This window comes from Rubrimonas sp., from assembly GCF_036788415.1.
Lineage (GTDB): Bacteria > Pseudomonadota > Alphaproteobacteria > Rhodobacterales > Rhodobacteraceae > Rubrimonas.
Genome location: NZ_DAIQNN010000004.1, coordinates 1 through 20,220 on the forward strand (window position 1 = coordinate 1; position 20,220 = coordinate 20,220).

At 73.6% G+C, this 20,220-nt stretch carries 19 protein-coding genes; 7 read left to right on the forward strand and 12 right to left on the reverse strand.

The genetic code is table 11. The features are described from left to right. The 7 genes from V7Q31_RS01815 to V7Q31_RS01845 form a co-directional block, all read right to left on the reverse strand. The coding region (locus V7Q31_RS01815) for a geranylgeranyl diphosphate reductase (protein WP_333831958.1) at positions 1-1,135 on the reverse strand (1,135 nt) is incomplete at its 3' end. A gap of 2 nt (positions 1,136-1,137) precedes the next feature. Further along, a complete protein-coding gene (locus tag V7Q31_RS01820; protein ID WP_333831959.1) occupies positions 1,138-2,463 on the reverse strand; it encodes a BCD family MFS transporter in 1,326 nt (441 codons plus the stop codon). Then, complete coding sequence (gene chlG, locus V7Q31_RS01825) at positions 2,460-3,377, reverse strand: chlorophyll synthase ChlG (RefSeq protein ID WP_333831960.1); 918 nt, start codon at positions 3,375-3,377, stop codon at positions 2,460-2,462. The genes V7Q31_RS01820 and chlG overlap by 4 nt, the downstream gene beginning before the upstream one ends. A gap of 67 nt (positions 3,378-3,444) precedes the next feature. Continuing rightward, on the reverse strand, positions 3,445-4,668 hold the full coding sequence (locus tag V7Q31_RS01830) for a class I SAM-dependent RNA methyltransferase (RefSeq protein WP_333831961.1): 1,224 nt from the start codon (positions 4,666-4,668) through the stop codon (positions 3,445-3,447). 40 nt (positions 4,669-4,708) lie between these two features. Then, positions 4,709-5,449, reverse strand: coding sequence for a TlyA family RNA methyltransferase (locus tag V7Q31_RS01835; RefSeq protein ID WP_333831962.1), 741 nt, complete (start codon positions 5,447-5,449; stop codon positions 4,709-4,711). Then, positions 5,446-5,877 (reverse strand): hypothetical protein, encoded by a 432-nt coding sequence (locus tag V7Q31_RS01840; RefSeq protein ID WP_333831963.1) that lies wholly within the window; start codon positions 5,875-5,877, stop codon positions 5,446-5,448. The genes V7Q31_RS01835 and V7Q31_RS01840 overlap by 4 nt, the downstream gene beginning before the upstream one ends. Positions 5,878-5,908: 31 nt before the next feature. Then, the gene (locus V7Q31_RS01845) at positions 5,909-6,925 is read right to left on the reverse strand and encodes a DUF533 domain-containing protein (protein WP_333831964.1); all 1,017 of its coding nucleotides are present in this window, start codon (positions 6,923-6,925) and stop codon (positions 5,909-5,911) included. A 136-nt stretch (positions 6,926-7,061) separates the two neighbouring features. Between V7Q31_RS01845 and nudC the strand changes: the two genes are divergently transcribed. Continuing rightward, positions 7,062-7,991 carry an NAD(+) diphosphatase gene (gene nudC, locus V7Q31_RS01850; RefSeq protein WP_333831965.1) on the forward strand — a complete coding sequence of 310 codons (930 nt, stop codon included), beginning with the start codon at positions 7,062-7,064 and terminating at the stop codon, positions 7,989-7,991. A 19-nt stretch (positions 7,992-8,010) separates the two neighbouring features. On the opposite strand, the gene V7Q31_RS01855 is transcribed toward nudC, so the two are convergent. Continuing rightward, the gene (locus V7Q31_RS01855; RefSeq protein ID WP_333831966.1) at positions 8,011-8,532 is read right to left on the reverse strand and encodes a DUF1523 family protein; all 522 of its coding nucleotides are present in this window, start codon (positions 8,530-8,532) and stop codon (positions 8,011-8,013) included. A gap of 87 nt (positions 8,533-8,619) precedes the next feature. Between V7Q31_RS01855 and V7Q31_RS01860 the strand changes: the two genes are divergently transcribed. Continuing rightward, complete coding sequence (locus V7Q31_RS01860) at positions 8,620-9,069, forward strand: ketosteroid isomerase-related protein (RefSeq protein ID WP_333831967.1); 450 nt, start codon at positions 8,620-8,622, stop codon at positions 9,067-9,069. Beyond that, positions 9,066-9,695, forward strand: a complete 630-nt coding sequence (locus tag V7Q31_RS01865) for a GNAT family N-acetyltransferase (RefSeq protein WP_333831968.1) — start codon at positions 9,066-9,068, stop codon at positions 9,693-9,695. The genes V7Q31_RS01860 and V7Q31_RS01865 overlap by 4 nt, the downstream gene beginning before the upstream one ends. Before the next feature lie 8 nt (positions 9,696-9,703). Here the strand turns inward: V7Q31_RS01865 and V7Q31_RS01870 are convergent, their stop codons facing one another. From V7Q31_RS01870 to V7Q31_RS01885, 4 genes are all read right to left on the reverse strand, one after another. Then, positions 9,704-10,093, reverse strand: a complete 390-nt coding sequence (locus V7Q31_RS01870; protein ID WP_333831969.1) for a hypothetical protein — start codon at positions 10,091-10,093, stop codon at positions 9,704-9,706. 415 nt (positions 10,094-10,508) lie between these two features. After that, the gene (locus tag V7Q31_RS01875) at positions 10,509-11,663 is read right to left on the reverse strand and encodes a DNA cytosine methyltransferase (protein WP_333831970.1); all 1,155 of its coding nucleotides are present in this window, start codon (positions 11,661-11,663) and stop codon (positions 10,509-10,511) included. Between the two features lie 74 nt (positions 11,664-11,737). Further along, the gene (locus V7Q31_RS01880; RefSeq protein ID WP_333831971.1) at positions 11,738-12,175 is read right to left on the reverse strand and encodes an NUDIX domain-containing protein; all 438 of its coding nucleotides are present in this window, start codon (positions 12,173-12,175) and stop codon (positions 11,738-11,740) included. A gap of 79 nt (positions 12,176-12,254) precedes the next feature. Next, entirely contained in the window at positions 12,255-14,537 is a 2,283-nt protein-coding gene (locus V7Q31_RS01885) for a methyl-accepting chemotaxis protein (protein WP_333831972.1), read from the reverse strand. A 128-nt stretch (positions 14,538-14,665) separates the two neighbouring features. Between V7Q31_RS01885 and hslO the strand changes: the two genes are divergently transcribed. The 4 genes from hslO (at position 14,666) to V7Q31_RS01905 (ending at position 20,217) form a co-directional block, all read left to right on the forward strand. Beyond that, the gene (gene hslO, locus V7Q31_RS01890; RefSeq protein ID WP_333831973.1) at positions 14,666-15,736 is read left to right on the forward strand and encodes an Hsp33 family molecular chaperone HslO; all 1,071 of its coding nucleotides are present in this window, start codon (positions 14,666-14,668) and stop codon (positions 15,734-15,736) included. 63 nt (positions 15,737-15,799) lie between these two features. Continuing rightward, on the forward strand, positions 15,800-17,101 hold the full coding sequence (locus V7Q31_RS01895; protein ID WP_333831974.1) for an NAD(P)H-dependent oxidoreductase: 1,302 nt from the start codon (positions 15,800-15,802) through the stop codon (positions 17,099-17,101). A 39-nt stretch (positions 17,102-17,140) separates the two neighbouring features. Continuing rightward, the gene (gene mtnA / locus V7Q31_RS01900; protein ID WP_333831975.1) at positions 17,141-18,223 is read left to right on the forward strand and encodes an S-methyl-5-thioribose-1-phosphate isomerase; all 1,083 of its coding nucleotides are present in this window, start codon (positions 17,141-17,143) and stop codon (positions 18,221-18,223) included. A 110-nt stretch (positions 18,224-18,333) separates the two neighbouring features. Next, a complete protein-coding gene (locus tag V7Q31_RS01905) occupies positions 18,334-20,217 on the forward strand; it encodes an ATP-binding protein (protein ID WP_333831976.1) in 1,884 nt (627 codons plus the stop codon). Positions 20,218-20,220: the final 3 nt, after the last annotated feature.

Genomic DNA, 20,220 nt, shown 5'->3' on the forward strand with positions numbered 1-20,220 from the left:
GCACATGCGCAAGCGGCTTGGCCTTGACCAGCTCCTTGTTCATGTAGGCGTCGAAAGTCAGCTCCTGCACATCTTTGTCGCGGCAGATCGCGACGAACCGCTCGCGCCGGTCGTCGTTGCCGTACCAGTATTTCTGCATCTGGCCGAGAATCCAGAACACGCCCCCATGCACTTTCATGAAGCGCTTGCGCGCCGTGCGCAGCTTCGCGGGGTCGCCGGTGGTCAGGAAGGCGTGGGCGGCGTCGGCGGCGTAACGCCCGGTCAGAAGCGCGTAGAAGATGCCCTCGCCTGAAGCCGGGGCGACCACCCCCGCCGCGTCGCCCGCCAGCAGCACGTCGCGCCCGTTGTCCCAGCGGTCGAGCGGCTTGAGCGGGATCGGCGCGCCCTCCTTGCGGATGGTGCGCTGGTCGCTGAGGCCCGAGGCCGCGCGCAAGTCGGCCGTGGCGCGCTTGAGCTCGAAATCGCGGATCTCGGTGCCCATGCCGACGCTGGTGGTGCGGCCATGCGGGAACACCCAGCCGTAGAAATCGGGCGAAATGCGCCCGTCATAGACCACGTCGCACATCGCGGGGTCCCAGTCGGGCGATTGCGGGGTCTCGATGATCTCGTGATAGGCGATGACATAGGGGATCGTATCGCCCCCCGGCACTTCCTGCCGCGCCACATTGCTGCGCGCGCCGTCCGCGCCGATCACGACGTCGGCCTGCACCTTCTCCTCCGCGCCCATGCCTTCGGCGGTCTTGGGCCGATAGACCACGATGGCGCGGCCCTGCGCGTCGCGCTCGATGCGCTCGAAGGTGCCCGTGCGGCGCTCGGCTCCGTCGTCCGCCGCCCTCTGGCGCAGCCATTCGTCGAATTCGGCGCGGTCGACCATGCCGACGAAGCCGTGCTCGATGGGGATCACCACCTTTCGACCTTTCGGCGAGATCATCCGCGCCTTGTCGACTTTCGCCACGAGCATGTGGTCGGGGATGTCGAAATCCACGATCGCCTTGGGCGGGATCGCGCCGCCGCAGGGCTTGATGCGCCCCGCGCGGTCGAGCAGCAGCACCCGCCGCCCCGCCTGCGCCAGCTCGCGCGCCGCCGTCGCGCCCGCAGGCCCGCCGCCGACCACCACCGCTTCGAAACGCTCCATGGTCATTCTCCCGCCACGGCGATCGCCGGGTCAGCCTGGGCGGGCCGGCGCATCGCGCGCGCGGGCCGCGTGGTTGCAAGCGCGAGGCCCAGCGCCAGCCAGGCCGACACGACGAAGAGCCCCGCCTCGACTGTGAACACCAGCGCATAGGCCGTCGCGTCCGACGCGATCAGCGCGCGCGACAGGTCCACCGAACTCGTCGCCACGATCCCGCCGATGCCGAAGGCGACGGCCTGCGCCGCGCCCCACATCCCCATGCGCGAGCCCTCATGGCCGCCGCCATCCGCCCCCGCCAGCGCCATCATCGAGCCGATGGCCGCCGTGGCGAACATGCCGTTGGAGAAGCCGAGCGCGGCGACATTGGCCTTCAGCGGCCAGTCCGGCGTGAACGCGCCGACCGCCAGCCCCGCCAGCGCGAGGCCCGAGCACAAACACCCCAGCACCGTCCACATCCGCAGCGAGCCGAACAGCCGCCCGCCGACGCCCGAGCCGAGCACGGCGACCGTCACCATCCCGAAGAACACGCCCATCTGCTGCTTGGCCGCGAGCAGCGTCGTCTCGCCGACCGTCATCCCGAAGACATGCCCCGCGAAGGGTTCGAGGATCAGGTCCTGCGCCGAGAACGCCAGCATCGAGACGAAGACGAAGATCGTGAAGCGCCGCGCGTCGGGTTCGGCCCAGGCGGCGCGCAGCACGTCGAGGAACGGCTCGCCGCGCTTCTCCGCCTCCGGCCGCCCCGCGCCCTCCATGCCGTGGACGGCGAAGAGCGTCAGCGCCATCGCGATCACCGCGACCCCGCCGACCACCGCCACCAGCCGCTCGGGGCTGTACGGGTCGAGCAGCGCGCCCGCGCCGCCTGCGGTCGCGGCGAGGCCGAGGATCATCATCAGCCACACGATGGTCGCCGCCGCCGGGCGCCGCTCGGGCGCGCAGCGCTGGGACAGAAGCGCGAGCAGCGCGGTCCCCGCGGCCCCGACGCCGCCGCCGATCATCAGGAAGGCGACCACGGCGAGCGCCACGCCCGCGGCGAAATTGCTCCCCATCAGCGCGACGGCGACCGCGGCGAGCACGCCGCCCGAGGCGAGCGTCGCCATGCCGCCGACGATCCACGGCGTGCGGCGCGTGCGGTCCGACCCGTAGCCCCAGCGCGGACGCAGCATCCCCATCGCGTAGTGCAGGGCGACCAGCGCGCCCGGCAGCATCGCCGCGAGCGCCAACTCCACCACCATCACGCGGTTGAGCGTCGAGGTCGTCAGCACGATGATCGAGCCGAGCGCGACCTGCGCCAAACCGAGCCGGACAATGCCGAGCCATGTCAGCGGTTTCATGCGGAAGCCCCCGGAACGATCAGATGCAGGGCGCAGGCCGAGGCGAGCATCCCCAGCACGTAGAGCAGCACGCCGAAGCCCGCGAACCACACGGCGCGGCCCTTCGGATCGGCCAGCAGGCGCGGCAGCATCGCCGCCTGCCCCGCGAGCATCAGCGCCACGAACACCGCCTGCCACGGCTTGCCCCAGGCCAGCAGCAGCCCGATCACGACGACCTGCGGCGTGAACATCGCGACCACGGCGATCCGCACCGCGCGCTCCACTCCGAGCTTGGCGGGCAGGGAGCCGAGGCCGAAATGCCGGTCGCCCTCGATCGACTTGAAGTCGTTGAGCGTCATGATGCCGTGCGCGCCGAGCCCGTAGAGCGCGGCGATCAGGATGATCCGCGGATCGGGCGCCGCGGCGAGCATCACGGCGGCGCCGGTGATCCACGGCAGCGTCTCGTAGGACAGGCCGCAGACCAGCGCGCTCCACCAGCCGTTCTTCTTCAGCCGGATCGGCTCGGCGCTGTAGGCCCAGGCTGCGGCGACCGCGACGACCGTCGCGCCGAAGGCCCACGGCCCCAGCGCCCAGCCCAGCGCCAGCGAGCCGACCGTCCAGATCAGCGCGATCCACAGCCCCCAGCGGCCCGGAATGCGCCCCGAGGGGATCGGGCGATGCGGCTCGTTGATCGCGTCAACATGGCGGTCGCACCAGTCGTTGGCGGCCTGGCTCATGCCGCAGACCATCGGGCCGGCGAGGATCAGCCCCAGCGCGATTCGCGACCAGTTGTCGGAAAACGCCGCGCCGGAGGAGACGACGCCGCACATGAACGCCCAGACCGGCGGAAACCACGTGATCGGCTTCAAAAGCTCCAGCACCGCGCCGGGCGCGGGAAGGCTGCGGACAGGGGGCGCAAGGGGTGTGACGCTCATGGCGTAAATTACACCTGACACCGTCCGTCTTGGAAAGCGGATTCATGGTCGCGGGGCGCCGCGCCGCTCAGCGCGCGAAGGCCGCCGCCAATTCGACATGCGGCGACCAGCGGAACTGGTCCACCGGCTGGATCCACAGCAGCCGGAACCCCGCATCGACCAGAATGCGCGCGTCGCGGGCGAAGGTCGCGGGATTGCAGCTGAGCGCGGCGACGGCGCGCAGGCGCGAGGCGGCGATCTGCGCGGTCTGCGCCTGCGCGCCGGCGCGCGGCGGGTCGATCGCGACCGCGTCGAACGCATCGAGCTCCGCGGCGGCGAGCGGGCGGCGGAACAGGTCGCGCGCCTCGCAGCGCACCGCCCGCAGGCCCTCGGCGCGCCGCCACCCCGCATCGAGGGCCGCCAGCGCCGCCGCGTCGGCCTCGACCGCAGTCACCGCGGCGCGCTCGGCGAGCGGCAGGGCCAGCGCGCCGGCGCCGGCGAACAGGTCGGCGACGCGCTTCGCATCCCCCACCGCCTCGCGCGCGGCTGCGACTAGCGCCGCCTCGCCGTCGGCGGTGGCCTGAATGAAGCCCCCCGGCGGCGGCGCGACAAGCGCGCGCCCGAAGCGCTGGAAGGGCGGGCGACGCCCCGCCAGCGTCTCGCCCCCGAGGCTCAGCCGGGCGAAATCCGCCTCCTCGGCAAGCGCCCCGAGCGCGGCGCGCAAGCTCGCGTCGAGCGGCTTTCCGCCCTCCGCCGCCACGTCGAGCCCGGCTTCGGAGACGGCGACCGACAGCTTGACCTCGCCCTTGCGCGAGCCGATCAGCCCGACGATCCGCGCCAGCGCCGCCCGCGCGCCGAGGATCTCAGGATGCGCGACCGGGCAGGCGTCGACACCGACGATCTCCGCCTCGCCCCGCCCGTGAAACCCGAGCAGGACGCCCGATTTCAGCCGCCGCCCCGACAGGACCACGCGCCGCCGCGCGCCGGGCGGGCTGACATGGATCGGGCGCAGCTCCGCCTCCAGCCCGCGCGCGGCGAGCGCCGTGCGGACCAATTCGGTCTTCCACTCGGCCAGAAAGGCGTCAGAGGCGTGTTGCAGCGCGCAGCCGCCGCAGGCCCCGAAATGGGGACAGACCGGCGCGATGCGCGCCGGCGCCGTTCTCAGCACGGCGGGTCGCGCGATCCGGTCGCCTGCGATCTCGCCCGCGACGCGCTCGCCGGGCAAGGTGAAAGGCGCGTAGAGCGCGCCGCCTTCCCCCGCCGCCTCGCCGTCGCCGCGATGGCCCAGCGCGATGATCTCGATCTCCGCCATCGCGCGGCGATAGCCCGGAGCGGCCGGCGCGTCGAGGGGCTCAGCGCTTTCGCGCGGCGATCAGGAACTCGACATTGCCGTCGCCGCCCGCGATCGGACTGCGCGTCAGCCCGAGCGCGTCCCACCCCGCCTCGCGCAGGAACGCCGCGACCGCGTCGCAGGCCGCCGCATGCGCCGACGGATCGCGGACGATCCCGCCCTTGCCGACCGCCGCGCGCCCGGCCTCGAATTGCGGCTTGACGAGCGCGATCAGCGTCGCCCCTTGCGGGGCGAGCGCCAGCGCCGCCGGCAGCGCCGTGCGCAGCGAGATGAAGGACAGATCCGCCGTGATCCAGTCGAACGGCGGGACCTCGCCCGCGCGCAGCTCGCGCGCGTTGACCCCCTCGACGACCGTCACCCGCGGATCGACGCGCAGCGACGGGTGCAGCTGGCCGCGTCCGACGTCGAGGGCGGTCACCGCCGCCGCGCCTTCGGCGAGCAGGACTTCGGTGAAGCCGCCGGTCGAGGCGCCCAGATCGAGCGCCGAGGCGCCGCGCGGCGACAGCCCGAACGCCGCCATCGCATGAAGTAGCTTCAGCGCTCCGCGCCCGACCCAGCGCCGCGCCGGCGCGACGGCCAGCGCCGCCGCCGCGCCCACCTTGCGCGCGGGCCGGCGCTCCGGCGCGCCGTCGACGCTGACGGCGCCCTCGGCGATCAGCGCGCGGGCGCGCGCCCGGCTGTCCGCCAGTCCCCGCGCCACCAGCGCCTGATCGAGGCGCAGCGGCGCGCCGCCTTGCGTCACGCGCCCCCCGCCGGGCGCACGCGGTAGCGCACCGCCTCGGGCCGCACGTCCTCAAGCTCCACGCGATGCCGCCGCACGACGACGGCGCCGCGGCGCGTCTCGAACCCGTCGGCCTCGACGCGCCCGAGATCGACCGCGACGCTGGTCGAGACGCGCGGCAATTCGGGGGCCGGGTCGGTCGCGGCCGGGTCGGGGGCGTGGGAAGTCTGGAGCAGGATCGCGCTCGACCCCGCCAGCCCGAGATAGCGCAGTTCGGTGTAGCCCTCGGGCGAGATCGGGGGCGGCGCTTCGGGCGGCAGCACGCGGTCCGCGCCGTGGTCGAACGTCGCCATCAGCGCGCCTCGCGGCGCCTCGCGCGGGCCGAGGCCGCCGCAGCTGGCGAGCAGGAGGGCGGCCAGACCGAATGAGGCGACCCGCCGCAGGCGCATCCCCGACCGCTCCCCCCGCCTTGCGCCCGTCTCAGACCGCCGGCGCGCCCGTCATGCGGTGGAGTTCGGCCACCGCAGCCGGCGGCAGACCGAGCGCCTGCGCCAGCGCGCGCAGATAGGCGCGCTCGGCCTCCGTGTCGATCTGGATCGCCATGATCGAGGCCGCATAGACCTGCGCCGCCTGCGCGGGGCTGCGTACGAGGGCGGCAAGCGCCTGCGGATCGGCTGGGCGGGCGAGCTCCGCGTCGACCAGCGCGCGCTCTTCGGGCGAGGTCTCGCCGTCCTCCTCGAGCTTGGCGGTCAGCTGCGCGACTTCGGCCTTATCGAGCTTGCCGTCGGACTTGGCGGCGCCGAGCATCGCGCGCAGCACCAGCTCGGCGGCGTCGGCGTCCGCGACCGTGGGAGCCTGCCGCGTCATCGCCGCCTGCGTCTGTTGCGCCGCCGCCCCGGCCTGCGCCTGCCATGTCTTGAATGCCTGAAGCGCGAGCCCGCCCAGCACCGCCATCGCGCCGCCGCCCGCCGCGGAACGCCCTCCGCCGCCGCCGAGCAGCGCGCCGAGGATGTCCTCGATGCCGCCCGCAGTTCCGCCCGGGGCCCCGCCGCGCGCCGCGCCCGGCGCCTGCGCGCCGCCCTGCATGCCGCCGAGCACCGCGCCGAGCAGATCGCCGAGCCCGCCGCCTTGCGCCGCGCCGCCGCGCGCCCCGCCCTGAATCGCGCCGGGGCCGCCCTGCATGCCGCCCAGCACCGCGCCCAGCAGATCGCCCAGCCCGCCCGCGCCCGCGCCCGCGCCCGCGCCGCCGCCTGGGGCTCCGGTCGGGCGCGCCGAGGCGCCGCCCCGCATCATCCGCTCGACCGACTGCGCGAAGCCGCCGAGCCCGCCGCCGTCCTGACCGCCGCTCGCGACGGGCGCCGCCGCGCCGCCGCCGCCGAGCATCGCGCCGAGCAGGTCCTCGAGCCCGCCCGCGCCCGCGCCGCGGGTCATCCGGCCCTGCGCCTGCGCGCCGAGGCCGCTCTTGATCATTTCTCCGAGTATCGCTTCAAGGCTCATATGCTCTTCCTCCCCGGCGCAACTCCGCGCGCGGAGCGAAGATAGCCGGCGATGGGCCCGCTTGCGAGCGCTCCGCGCGTCGGTTGCCGCGCGCGATGCGGCGCGCCATGATGCGGCAAGTCCGACCGGAGCTCCAATGCGTCCCCTGACATTCGCCGGCGGCGCCGTCGACCGCGCCGCCGCCCTGCGCCCGCGCGCAGCCGAGTTGCTCGCCGACCCCGCCGCGCGCGTCCTGCCGCTGTGGCGGGGCAAACCGCTGCTCGAGGACGGCCCCGGTCTGGTTTGGCTTCCGGCGTCCGATCCATTGCTCGCCGGGGCCGGCGAGCCGGCGGTGTTTCTCGGCATGGCCGAGGGCCCGCGATTCGCGCTCGACGTCTCGCATCTCGACGGGCCCGACGGCGCGGGGGCGGGGTTTCTCGACCGCGCCGTGCTGGAGGTGTCGCCGACCCGCCGCTTCGCCGAACTGCGCGGGGCGATGGCCGATCTGCCCGCCGACGACGCCGGCGACGCCGCCACCGCCAAGGGCGTGCTCGACTGGCATCGGACCCATCCGCGCTGCGCCCGCTGCGGCGCGCCGACCGCTCAGGAAGACGGCGGCTGGCGTCGCGGCTGCGCCGCGTGCGGCGCCAAGCACTTCCCGCGCACCGATCCGGTCGTGATCATGCTGGTGCTGCATGGCGAGCGCGTTCTTCTGGGCCGGCAGGCGGCGTGGCCCGAGAAGATGTACTCGCTGCTCGCGGGCTTCATGGAGCCCGGCGAGACCATCGAGGAGGCGGTGCGCCGCGAGACCTTCGAGGAGACCTCGGTTCGCGTCGGCGCGGTCGGCTATGTCTGCTCGCAGCCCTGGCCGTTTCCCGCTTCGCTGATGATCGGCTGCGTCGGAACCGCGCTGAGCGACGTGCTCGCGCCCGACCCCGCCGAGATCGAGGACGCGCTCTGGGCCGACCGCGCGGAGGTCGCCGCTTCGCTGCGCGGCGAGCCCGCCCGCTTCACCGCAGCGCGTCGCGGCGCGGTGGCGCGGGCGCTGCTCGAAGCCTGGGTCGCGGGCGAGATCGCCGCGCCCTGAGGGCGGCGCGGCGCGGGCGCTACGGGGCCGATCCGCCGAACGCCATGATGGCGAGGCGACGCAGGGTCAGCATCCCAAGGGCCAGCGCCGCGAGCGCGACGATCCTGATCCACGGGATCGCCGTCTGGTCGGGTCCCTCGGCGGGCGACACGCCGAGCGCGTTGGGAAACATCGAGAACCAGGTCAGCCGCAGACCGTAATGCGTCAGCACCACCCAGCGCGGTTCGGCCTCGGTCGAGGCGAGGTTGGACGCGGCGGCCGAGAGATTGGCGCTGTCGAACTTGAAATAGGGCGGCCACCCCCAGCCCGTGTCCTCGTTGCGGAACACGGCGGGCCGGCCCGAGGGCGTCACCGCGTTGATGAAGCGCACGTCGCGGGTGCGGGTGACCGAGTCGCCCTGCGCGTTGGTCGTCTCGACATTCATGCGCACCACGTCGGTGTCGAGGATGCGCACGACGCTGTGCGAAGGCGCGCTCCACCACACGAGCGCGGCGAGCGCCAGAAACGCCGCGGCGAACAGCCCCCGACCGACCCAGACCATCGTTCTTCTCCCCCTTTCGCCCCTGCGCCTCTCCCCTAGCGCAAATCGGCGACGGCGTTAAGAAGGGCGGCGAGGAGTCGACGCCACATGATCCCACAGCCGACCGCAGACCCTTCCCGAGACCCTGCCGCGGAGGCGAGGGCGGAAACGCTGATCCGCGGCTATTACGCGGCGTTCAACGCGGGCGACGCTGCGGCGATGCTCGCCCTGCTGGCCGAAGACGTGCGCCACGACGTCAATCAGGGCGCGCGACGGGTCGGCAAAGCGGCCTTCGCGGAGTTTCTCGCCCATATGGCGCGCTGCTACGCCGAGCGGCTGGAGGACGTCGTCGTCATGGCCTCGGCGGACGGCGCGCAGGGGGCGGCGACCTTCACCGTCCACGGGACCTATCTCGCGACCGACGAGGGCCTGCCGGAGGCGCGCGGGCAGCGATACGTCCTGCCGGCGGGGGCGTTCTTCGAGATCGCCGAGGGGCGGATCGCGCGGGTGGCGACCTGCTACAACCTGCCCGACTGGATCGCGCAGGTCTCCGCGTGAGCGTCCGCCAGCCGACCGCGGCCCCTCGCGCCGCGCTCCGCCTCGCCCCGTTGACCGAGGCGGCGCTGCTGGACGCGCTGCCCGCCCTCGCGCGCCTGCGCATCTCGGTCTTCGCGGACTGGCCGTATCTCTACGAGGGCGATCCGGACTACGAGGCGCGCTACCTGCGCGCCTACGCCCACAGCGCCGACGCGCTGGTGGTCGGGGCCTACGACGGCGACCGCCTCGTCGGCGCCGCGACCGCCGCGCCGATGGAGGATCACGCGGCCGAGTTCGGGCAGGCGCTCGCGGCGGCGGGGCTGGCGCCGGGCGAGACGCTCTATTTCGGCGAATCGGTGCTCGACCCCGCGTATCGGGGCCTTGGGGTGGGGCGCGCCTTTTTCGAGGCGCGGGAGGCGCACGCCCGCGCGCTGGGCCGACGCTGGTGCGCCTTCTGCGCCGTGCTGCGCGACCCCGACGACCCCCGCCGCCCGCCGCATCACCGCCCGCTCGACGCCTTCTGGACCCGGCGCGGCTACGCCAAGACCGCGGGCGCCGAGGCCCGCTTCCGCTGGCGAGAGATCGGAGCCGCGGAGGAGACCGAGCACCGCATGGCGCTGTGGCTGCGCGAGACGCCGGCGGGGTGAGGGGGGCGTCATTCGTCGGGTTCCGGGTCGGCCCAGACCATTGCCTCCCGATCCATCGCGCGCGCGACGATTCGACGCGCGACCTCCTCCCGCGAGAGCGTCGCAGCGACGACCGGGCGACCCCGGCGGGGCGGCGCATCGGCCACGTCGAAGAAGCGGGCGACGCCGCGGGCAGGGCCTGCGGTCTCGGGGGCGTCGACGTACAGCCCGACGAACCCCCGGTCGCAGCGCGCCGCATGGCCCGCGAGCGCGGCGTCGAGCCGGCCGGTGCGTTCGCGCAGCTTTCGCACGGCATGGCCGAAGGACGCCACCGCGGCTTCGGTCTTGTCGCAGGCGGCGGCCAGCGGCAGCAGAAGGACGCCGGCCATGAAGGCGTGCGGCAGATGCTCGTGGACCACGCGCACCTCGTCGCCCAGTTCGTAGAGCCGGCCCGTCAGGTTCTTGTCGAGAATTGCCCGAACGGGCGTCGCGGAAGTTCAGTCCCTTGAGGGACACGCCGATCTCAAGCCCAAGCATCGGGTCGGCGACCGTGACGTCGATGCGCTTCTCCGTCCCGGAACCGAGCGGGGTGAGAGGCTCGGTCCCGCTGGCGAGATCGACGGGGCGAATCGTCTTTTCGCCGCAGCTCGGGAAGCCGCAGCGCTTCGGCGAAGGCGACGGCGCAGCCATTGGCGAAACGCTCGCTTCAGCGGCGCTTGGCGTTCTGGTCGGCGGTCGCGGGCGGTTTCTCGCCGGCGTGGTCGAGAGCGGCGATGATCGCCGGATCGGCCTCGAGATCGCGCCAGCGCGGCGTGTCCGGCATCGCGGCGCCGGCTATTCCGCGGCCATCCGAGTCGGCGCCTCCATGCGCGCGAGGTGGCCGCGCAGGGCGTCGAGAAAACCGGGGGCGAAGCGCAGCGTGCTGCGCTCGGTCCGCGCGAGAAAGCCCCGGGTGGCGCGCGCGGAGAGCGGCGCGCCGGGATGACGCAGGAACGCATGCAGCGGTTCGCGCGCGCGCCGTTCGGGAAACGGCCCGATCTCGACGGCGACCCGCGCGCCGGCGCCGCCCCGCGCCGCGCGCGGCCAGCCGGTCTCGCCAAAGGCCGCGCGGTCGCGCCCGGCCTCGTAGCGACCCGGTCGGGCGATCCGGGCGCCGAGCCACTCCGCTGCCGGGACGGTGACGGCGTTGCCGACCAGCGCCCAGCGCGCCGACGGTCGCGCGACGCGCTCGGCGGGCGCCGTCCAGTCCTCGGGAAAGCCCTGCAACCGCTCGGCGTCGCGGATGTCGGGCTTGATCACCGACCCGTCTGGCATCAGCACGGCGGGCGGCGAGGGAATGCCGATGGTCGAGCCGTTCTTCAGCGTCGGCACTGCGTCGGGCGCCCAGCCCAGCCCGCGCACGCCTTCAGTCCAGTAAAAGCCGTGAGCGCGGGCGGCGAGGTTCGCAGGCGGGGTGTCGGAGACCTGGGCGTCGTCGCAGAGGAGCACGTCGGCCGGCTCGATGTCGCAGCGCGACGCGACGAGATAGACGCGCTCGCGCCGCTGCGGCAGGAAGCCGAGCGAATTGACCACCCGGTAGGCCCAGCGGAACCCCCGCGCCTCCAGCGCAGCGACCAGCGTCGCCATCGCTCGCCCGCGCTCGAGGCTGAGCATGAACGACACGTTCTCGAGGATCACGAGATGCGGCGAGGCCGTGTCGATCAGACGGAAGACATGTCCGACGAGGCTCGACTTGTCCCCGCCGATCCCGCGTGTCAGACCGGCCTGGCTGAGGTCCTGACAGGGGAACCCGGCGGCGACGATCTCCGTATCGCCGGGCAAGGCCGCGAGCGTTGTCACGTCGGCGTGCTTGGGCGCATCGGGAAAGTGCGCGTCGAGCACGGCGCGCGCTGAGGCTGCGATTTCGCAGAGCAGCCCGGCGCAGTGGCCCGACTTTTCAAGTCCCCGTTCGAGTCCCCCGATGCCGGCGAAAAGCCCTGCGACCCGCACGCGCCCCTCCTATGAACAATCGGGGAACAGCATAGCGGAGGCCGGGGCGGTGTCCACCAGATATTGCGGCGACTTCAGTGCCAGCCCGCCCGCAGCGCCGCCTCCAGCGCGCGGGCCTCGCCTTCGACGCTGAGTCGGTCAACCGCCGCCGACGCCGTCATCCAGACCGGCGTATGGTCGTGTTCGAGGGGCGGGCCGAGGCGGCGGACCGGGCGGGCGAGGAAGACATGCTGCACTTTGCGGGCGTGCCACTGCTCCTCGACCAGCCAGCCGTAGCGGGCGAAGGCGCCGAGCCGCCGCGCAAGGCCGATGCGCCAGCCGGTCTCCTCATAGACCTCGCGATGAAGGGCGCGCAGCGGCGTCTCGCCATGGTCGATCCCGCCGCCGGGCAGCAGCAGATCGCCCCGCTGCTCGGCCAGCAAAACCTCGCCGTCGCGCAGCAGCACGCCATAGGCGCCGGGACGGTCGCGATAGCTGATGGCGCGCGAAGGGGGCGGGCCGTGGCGGCGCATGGGCGTCTCCTGATGCGGACACGCCCATATCGCAGCGCCGCCGGGCGCCCCGCAAGCCCGGGATCCCGCAAGCCCGGGATCAGGCGGCGCGCGCGCCTCGCGCGTCCGCTTCGGTGCGGAAGGCGGCTGCGAGCTGGGCGAGCTGGGCGACGCCGGCGCTCAGCTCGCGCGCGGCGCGCGCCGACTCTTCGGCCATCGCGGCGTTCTGCTGGGTCATCACGTCCATGTTCGAGACGGCCTGGTTGATCTCTTCGACCCCGCCGGCCTGCTCGCGCCCTGCCGTCGACAGGTCCGCGATCATGCCCGACAGCCGCGCCACCCCCGCCGTGATCGCGCCGAGCGCCCGCCCGGTCTCGCGCACCATCTTAACCCCTTCGGAGACGTGGCCCGCGCTCTCGCCGATCAGCCCGGCGATGTCGCGCGCCGATTCCGAAGCGCGCTGCGCCAGCGTGCGGACCTCGAAGGCGACCACCGCGAAGCCGCGCCCGGCTTCGCCCGCGCGGGCCGCCTCGACGGCGGCGTTGAGCGCGAGAAGATTGGTCTGGAAGGCGATCGACTCGATCACCGCGACGATTTCGGAGATGCGCGCGGAGCTGGCCTCGATCCGCGCCACGGCGGCGACGGCGCTCTCGGCGGCGCGCTCGCCGTCGCCGGCGGCGCCGGTCGCCTCAGCCGCCACCCCTTCGGCCTCCTGAAGGGCCTCGGCGTTGCTGCGGACATTGGCCGACATCTGCTCGGTCGTAGCCGCCGTCTGCTCCAGTGAAGCCGCCTGCGATTCGGTGCGCGCCGACAGGTCGCCCGCGCCGGCCTCGATGCGCGCGGCCCGCTCGGCGGAGGCCTCGGCGGCGGCGCGGATTTCGGCAACCAGCCGCGACAGGCTTCCGGCGGTGGCGTTGGCGCTGTCGCGCAGCGTGGCGAAGGCCCCGCCGCGAGTTCCGCTCATGCGCGCCGTCAGATCGGCCGCGGCGAGCGCCTGGAGCATCTCCACCGTCTCGCGCAGCCCGTCGTCGACCGTCGCGAGCAGCCGGTTCACGCCTTCGGCGAGATGAGCGAGGTCCGCCTCGGCGGTCTCGGTCGAGACGCGGGCGGAGAAGTCGCCCTCCACGGCCTTGGCCACAGCCGCGCCGAGCGAGCCCTTCAGCGCCTCCATCGCGTCGGCGCGCAGCATGGCGGCGGCGTGGCGCTCGGCTTCCTGCGCCTCCATCTCGGCCTTGGCGCGCCCGTTGTCGCGGAAGACGCGCAGCGCGCGCGCCACTTCGCCGAACTCGTTGGCGCCTTCGGGCGGCAGGGCGGTCTCGAAGTCGCCCGTCGCCATCGCCCGCATGGGCGCGATGACGCCGGCGAAGGCGCGGCGCACCATCCAGATGGTCGCGCCGGACAGGAGCGTCGAGGCGAGCAACGCGGTCGCCGCCAGCGCCGCGACGCGCGCGGCATAGGCTTGCGCTGCCTCCTCCTTGGCGGCCATCCGGTCGAGCAGGTCGAAGCCGAGCGTGTCCTCGACGTTCTTCAGCTCGACGATCTTGTCGCTGATCATCTCGAACCAGTCGGCGACGTCCACGTCCGAGATGTCGCCATCGAGCCCGCGCTCGACGGCGGCGGCCCGCATCCGCGCGACTTCCGTCGATGCTTCGCCGTCGAGGACTTCTTCGAGATAGGCGGCGTGATCGGGGCTGGCGGAGGCGCGATAGAGCTTCAGAAAGGTGTCCTGCTCGGCGATCAGGCCGATGAAGCGGTCGCGCGTGGCGACGTCGAAGCGGCCCTGCGCGAAGCCGTGCGCGCCGGTCGCGCGTTCGAGGCCGACGCGCTCCTTTGCCTCAAGCAGATGCGCGTAGACCGCCATGTCGCCGGCGATCTCGGGATCGGGGCTGAGATGGGCGAGTTCGGTCAGCGCGCCGATCAGCTGCGCGTTGGCGGCTGTGTAGGCGCCGACGGCGGCGACGCGGTCGACGCTCAGCGCATCCACCTGCGCGCGCACCGTGTCGATGCGGTCGATCACGGCGGCGAGCTCGGCGAGGCGGGCGGCGAAAGCCGGGTCCGCCTCTGCGTCGAACAGCGCGATCTGCTCGGCGAGGGAGGCGCGCTCGGCGTCGGTGACCTCGCGCTGGTCGGCGAGCTCCTCGGCGAATTGCGCGCCCGCGGAGCCGACGAAGACCGAGGTCGCGCCGCGCTCGCGCTGGAACTCGTGCACGACATAGCTGAGCTCCGTCGCCATCTCGATGCGCCGCGCCAGCTGCGCCACCTCGGCGGCGCGGTCGCGTTCGCGCAGCGCCAGATCGGCGGCGAACCAGAGCGCGGCGGCGCTGGGCAGCAGGCCGACGAGCAGCATCGCCCAGGTGATCTTGAGATTGCGCAGGAAACGCATCGGACGGCCCTCCCGGGCGAACAATCGGCGTGCAGGCCGCGCGAGCCTAGGAGCGCGGGATGAACGCGGGATTGACGGGCGCGCCCCCGCCGCTAATCCTCGGGGCCGATCCAGCGGGAGGGCGGGCGATGGCGCCGATGTTCAGCGGCGGCGCAGGCGGCTCGGAGGGGCGCGCGGCCGCTCCGAGCGCGCAAGGCGCGCCGGGAGACGACGCGGTGCTGCCGTTCCAGCTCGACCGCGCCGACATTCGGGGCCGGGTCGCGCGGCTCGACGCGACGCTCGGCGCGATCCTGCGCCAGCACGCCTATCCGCCCGCGATCTGCGCGCTGACCGCCGAGGCCGCGTTGCTGACCGCGCTGATCGGCCAGACCATGAAGCTGCGCTGGCGGCTGTCGCTGCAGGTGCGCGGCTCGGGCGCGGTGCGGTTGATTGCGACCGATTACTACGCACCCGAGCGCGACGGCGAGCCGGCGCGGCTGCGCGCCTACGCCGGTTTCGACGCCGACCGGCTCGACGCCGGCGCGACGCCGTTCGCCCAGCTCGGCGACGGCGTGTTCGCGCTCACGGTCGATCAGGGGCCGGGGATGCGGCCCTATCAGGGGATGACGCCGCTGTCGGGGGCGGCCTTGTCGGACTGCGCGGCGACCTATTTCGCGCAGTCCGAGCAGATCGCCACACGCTTCGAGATCGTCGCGGCGATGTCGGCGGCGCCGGGGCAGGCGGCGGAATGGCGCGGCGGCGGGGTGATGCTGCAACACCTGCCCAAGGCCTCGCCCCACGCCGCCCCGCCCGAGCCGACTGCCAACGACGGGCTGATGCGCGCCGAGGACGTCGCCGCGATGTCGGACGATCCCGACGCCTGGCGGCGCGTCGGCCTGCTTCTCGACACCGTCGAGCCGCACGAACTGCTCGGCCCGCTGGTGGCGCCGGAGCGGCTGCTGCTGCGACTGTTTCACGAGGAGACGCCGCGCGTCTGGCCGGCCCAGCCGGTGCGCTTCGGCTGCACCTGCTCGCGAGCGCGGGTCGAGGCGGCGATGGCGCAGTATTCGGCGCGCGACATCGCGACGATGACCAACGCCGAAGGCGAGCTCACCGCCGACTGCCAGTTTTGCGGCGCGCATTACGTCTTCGACCCGGCGGAGCTCGGCTTCGAGGCGGCGGGGTCTTCGGAAGCGCCGACGCAGCGCCGCAAGAACTGAGACGCGGGGATCGCGAGAAGCGGCGCAGACGCCAGACGCCGCGCGACGAGGGGGAGAGACGCGGTGTTTCTGAGCGACAAGCTGATGCGGCGCGCCGCCGAGCGCCGGCCCGTGGGGGTCTGCCTGATCGGGGCGGGCAAGTTCGGCGCGATGTTTCTGGCGCAGGTTCCGACCATTCCCGGCCTCGTGGTGCGCTCGATCGCGGATCTGCGGCCGGATGCGGCGCGCGCGACCTGCCGCAATGTCGGCTGGAGCGCGGGCCGCATCGAAGCGGTCGAGATCGGCGACGACGTCGAGGCCGCGATCGCCGCTCCGGGCGTCGAAGTGGTGGTCGAGGCGACCGGCCATCCCCGCGCGGGCGTCGCGCATGCGCGCATGGCCTTCGCGAAGGGCCGCCATGTCGTGATGGTCAATGTCGAGGCCGACGCGCTGGTTGGGCCGGCGCTCGCGCGCGAGGCGGAGGCCGCGGGGGTCGCCGTCTCGATGGCCTATGGCGACCAGCCGGCGCTGATCGCGGAGATGGTGGACTGGGCGCGCTGCTCGGGCTTCGGGGTGGTCGCGGCGGGGAAGGGGACGAAGCACCAGCCCCACTACCACGCCTCCACCCCCGAGACGGTCTGGGGTCATTACGGCCTTACCCCGGAGGAGGCGCGCAAGGCCGGGATGAACCCCAAGATGTTCAACAGCTTTCTCGACGGCACCAAGTCGGCCATCGAGATGGCGGCGCTCGCCAACGCCTGCGATCTGGACTGCCCCGAGGATGGGCTCGGCTTCCCTCCCTGCGGCGAGGCCGATCTGGCGCGCGCGCTGCGCCCGGCGCGGACCGGCCCGGCGCCGGGGCGGCGGGGGCGGGTCGAGGTGGTGTCGTCGCTCGACGCGGACGGCCAGCCGGTGCCCCGCGACCTGCGCTGGGGCGTGTTCGTCGTGGTCGAGGCGTTGTCGAACTACGCGTCGGCCTGCTTCGCGCAATACGGCGTTCCGACCGATCCGTCGGGCCGTTTCGCTGCGCTCTGGCGGCCCTTCCACATGATCGGGCTCGAGCTTGCGCCCTCGATCCTGTCCTGCGCGCTCGACGGCCGGCCCACGGGGACGGCGCGGGCGTGGCGGGGCGACGTGGCGGCGATCGCCAAGCGCGACCTTGCGGCGGGCGAGACGCTCGACGGCGAAGGCGGCTTCACGGTCTGGGGCAAGTTGGCGACGGCTCAGCGGTCGGCGCGAGAGGGGCTGTGCCCGATCGGGCTGGCGCAGGACGTGACGCTCGTCCGCCCGGTCGCGGCGGGCCAGCCGGTGCGCCTCGCCGACATCGCGCTCGACCCCGCCGATCCGCTGCTGGCGATGCGCGCCGGGATGACGCCCGCCAGTTGAAGCTGTAGGCTGACGCAACCGAGGCACGGGAGGCGCGCGATGAAAGTCGACGGCAGGCATTACCGCCCGATCTGGGAGGAAGGCGGCGAGGTCCGCATCATCGACCAGACGAAGCTTCCCTTCGCCTTCGAGACCTGCGCGCTGCGCTCGGAGGCGGAGGCCGTGCGGGCGATCTCGGAGATGCTGGTGCGCGGCGCCCCGCTGATCGGGGCGACCGCCGCCTACGGCATGGCGCTCTCGATGCGCGAGGACCCATCCGACGCCAATCTCGCCGCCGCCCATGCGCGGCTCTTCGCGAGCCGCCCGACCGCGGTGAACCTGCGCTGGGCCATCGACGACGTCGCCGCCCGGCTGCGGCCCCTTCCGCCCGCGGCCCGCGCCGACGCCGCCTTCGCCCGCGCGCGCGAGATCGCCGACGAGGATGTCGAGCTCTGCCGGATGATCGGCGTGCACGGCCTGCCGCTGATCGAGGCGGTGGCGACGCGCAAGGGGCGGGTGAACGTGCTCACCCATTGCAACGCGGGGTGGCTGGCGACCTGCGACTGGGGGACCGCCACGAGCCCGATCTATCAGGCGCATGACAAGGGGATCGAAGTGCATGTCTGGGTCGACGAGACCCGTCCGCGCAATCAGGGGGCCTTCCTGACGGCGTGGGAGCTCGGCAAGCACGGCGTGCCGCATACGGTGATCGTGGACAACGCGGGCGGCCATCTGATGCAGCGCGGGCATGTGGACCTCTGCTTCGTCGGAACCGACCGCACGACGCGCACGGGCGACGTGTGCAACAAGATCGGGACCTATCTCAAGGCGTTGGCGGCCAAGGACAACGGCGTGCCCTTCTATGTGTGCCTGCCCTCGCCGACCATCGACTGGACGGTGCGCGACGGCGTCGCCTCGATCCCCATCGAGGAGCGCCGCCCAGAAGAGGTGACCGAGATACCCGGCCTCACCGCGCAGGGGCCGGCGCAGGTGCGGGTGGCTGCGCCCGGCTCGCCGGCGGCCAATCCGGCCTTCGACGTGACGCCGGCGCGGCTTGTGAGCGGCCTCGTCACCGAACGCGGGATCGCGGCGGCGACCGAGGCGGGGTTGCTGGGCCTGTTCCCGGAGCGCGCGGCGGCCTGACGCGCCCGCTTCCGCCGGGGCCGCGCAGTCGCGGACCGGTCTTCACCGGTTCTTCACCGGCCCCGTGATCAGCATCGACGCAGGGGTTTCGCGTTCGACCGAGGCGTTCGATGACGGAGACGGCCGCAGGCTGGCTGGCGGCGTCATGGCGGTTCTTCACCGTGACGCATGACCCGATCTTCGTGATCGGGGCGGTGGTCGTCTGTCTGGCGGCCTTCGGCGTCGGCTTCCGCAGCCTGCTGGTCTGGCGCGACGATCCGTCCGAGCGCCGCACCTTCTGGCTGCTGCTGGGGCTGTCCGCATTCGGCGCCGGCGTCTGGTCGACGCATTTCTTCGCGATGCTCGGCTGGCGGCCCGATCTCGCGCTCGGCTTCGACGCGCAGTCGACGATGCTGAGCGCCGTGATCGCGCTGGCCGGGGTCGGGCCGGCCCTCTTCTGGGGCGCGTCTCGGCGCTCGGCGCTGGGCGACGCGCTGGGCGGGGCGGGCGCGGCGTTGGCCTCGACTGCGATGCATGTCCTCGCCGTCGAGACGCTCGGCGGTTGCGGGCCAGCGCAGGACCAGGGCGCGATCGCAGCGCTCGCCTTGCTGTGCGCGGTCTTCGCCGCGGCGGCGCTGCGCGCGCTGCGGCGCGGTCGGCGGCGGCGGACGATCACGGCGAGCGGGTTGTTCCTGCTCGGCCTCGCGGCGCTGCATTTCGGCGGTCTCGCGGCGACGACCGTCGGCGCCGGGGGCGCGCTCGGCCCGATGGACCTGCCGCGCGGCGCGGTCCAGCCGGTGATGGTTTTCCTGGCCAACGCGCTGTCGCTCGCCTTCGCCGCCGTGGCCTGGGCGCATGGCCGCGGCGAGGCCGAGATCAGCCGGCTCAGCGCCATCGCCACCCACAGCCACAACGCGGTCCTGCTGCTCGATCCCGGCGGGCGCGTCACGTGGGTCAATCCCGCCCTCAGCGGCCATACCGGGCTGACGCTGCGCGATCTGGAGGGCAAACGCCCTTGCGAGGCGCTCCGCGCGGACGGGGCGGACCCGGAGGCCTGCGCGGGGCTCGCCGCGGCGATCGACGCCCAGCGCAACTGGGAGACCGAAGTCGAGTTCCGCACGCGGCGCGGCGAGCCCTACTGGGCGCAGGCTTCGGTTCTGCCGGTGCGCGACTACGCCGGCGCCGTGCGCGCGCAGGTTCTGGTGCTCAACGACGTCACCGACATCAAGGCGCGCGAAGCCGAGCTCGAAGCCGCCCGCGACCGCGCTGAAGCCGCGAGCCGGGCGAAATCCGAGTTCATTTCGGTCATGAGCCACGAATTGCGCACGCCGCTTAACGGCGTTCTGGGGATGGCGGGGCTGCTCGCCGCGTCGCCGCTCGACGATCGCCAGCGGGCGCAGCTCGGCCAGGTCCGCGCCTCGGGCGAAGCGCTGCTGCGGGTGCTGAGCGACATCCTCGAATTCGCCGCGGACGGCGGCGACGCTGCGCCGCGCGCGACGTTCTCGCCGGCGGCGCTGCTCGACGATCTCGGCCAGATCGTGGAGGGCGACGCGGCGGCCAAGGGGCTGACCTTCTCAACCCGGCTCGGGGCCGATCTGCCGGCGCTGGCGCAGGGCGACGCGGAGACGCTGGGGCGGGCGTTGCTGCGGCTCGCCGACAATGCGGTGAAGTTCACCGAGCGCGGCGGCGTCGAGATGGCGATGCGCCGCGACCCGCGCGACCCCACCGCGCTCGTGTGCGAGGTGCGCGACACCGGGCCGGGCTTTCCCGAAGGCGCAACTGCGCGGCTCTTCGACGGCTTCGCCCAAGGCGATTCTTCGGCGACGCGCCGCGGCGGCGGGCTCGGGCTGGGGCTGGCCCTGTGCCGGCGGGGGGCGCAGCGCATGGGCGGGCGCGTCGAGGCCGAAACGCTCGCGGGCGGCGGCGCCTGCGTGCGGATCGCGCTGCCGGGGGCGCTCGCCATGGCCGCGGACGCGCCAGCGCCGGAGGTCCCGGACTTCGCCCTGACCGGCTGACTG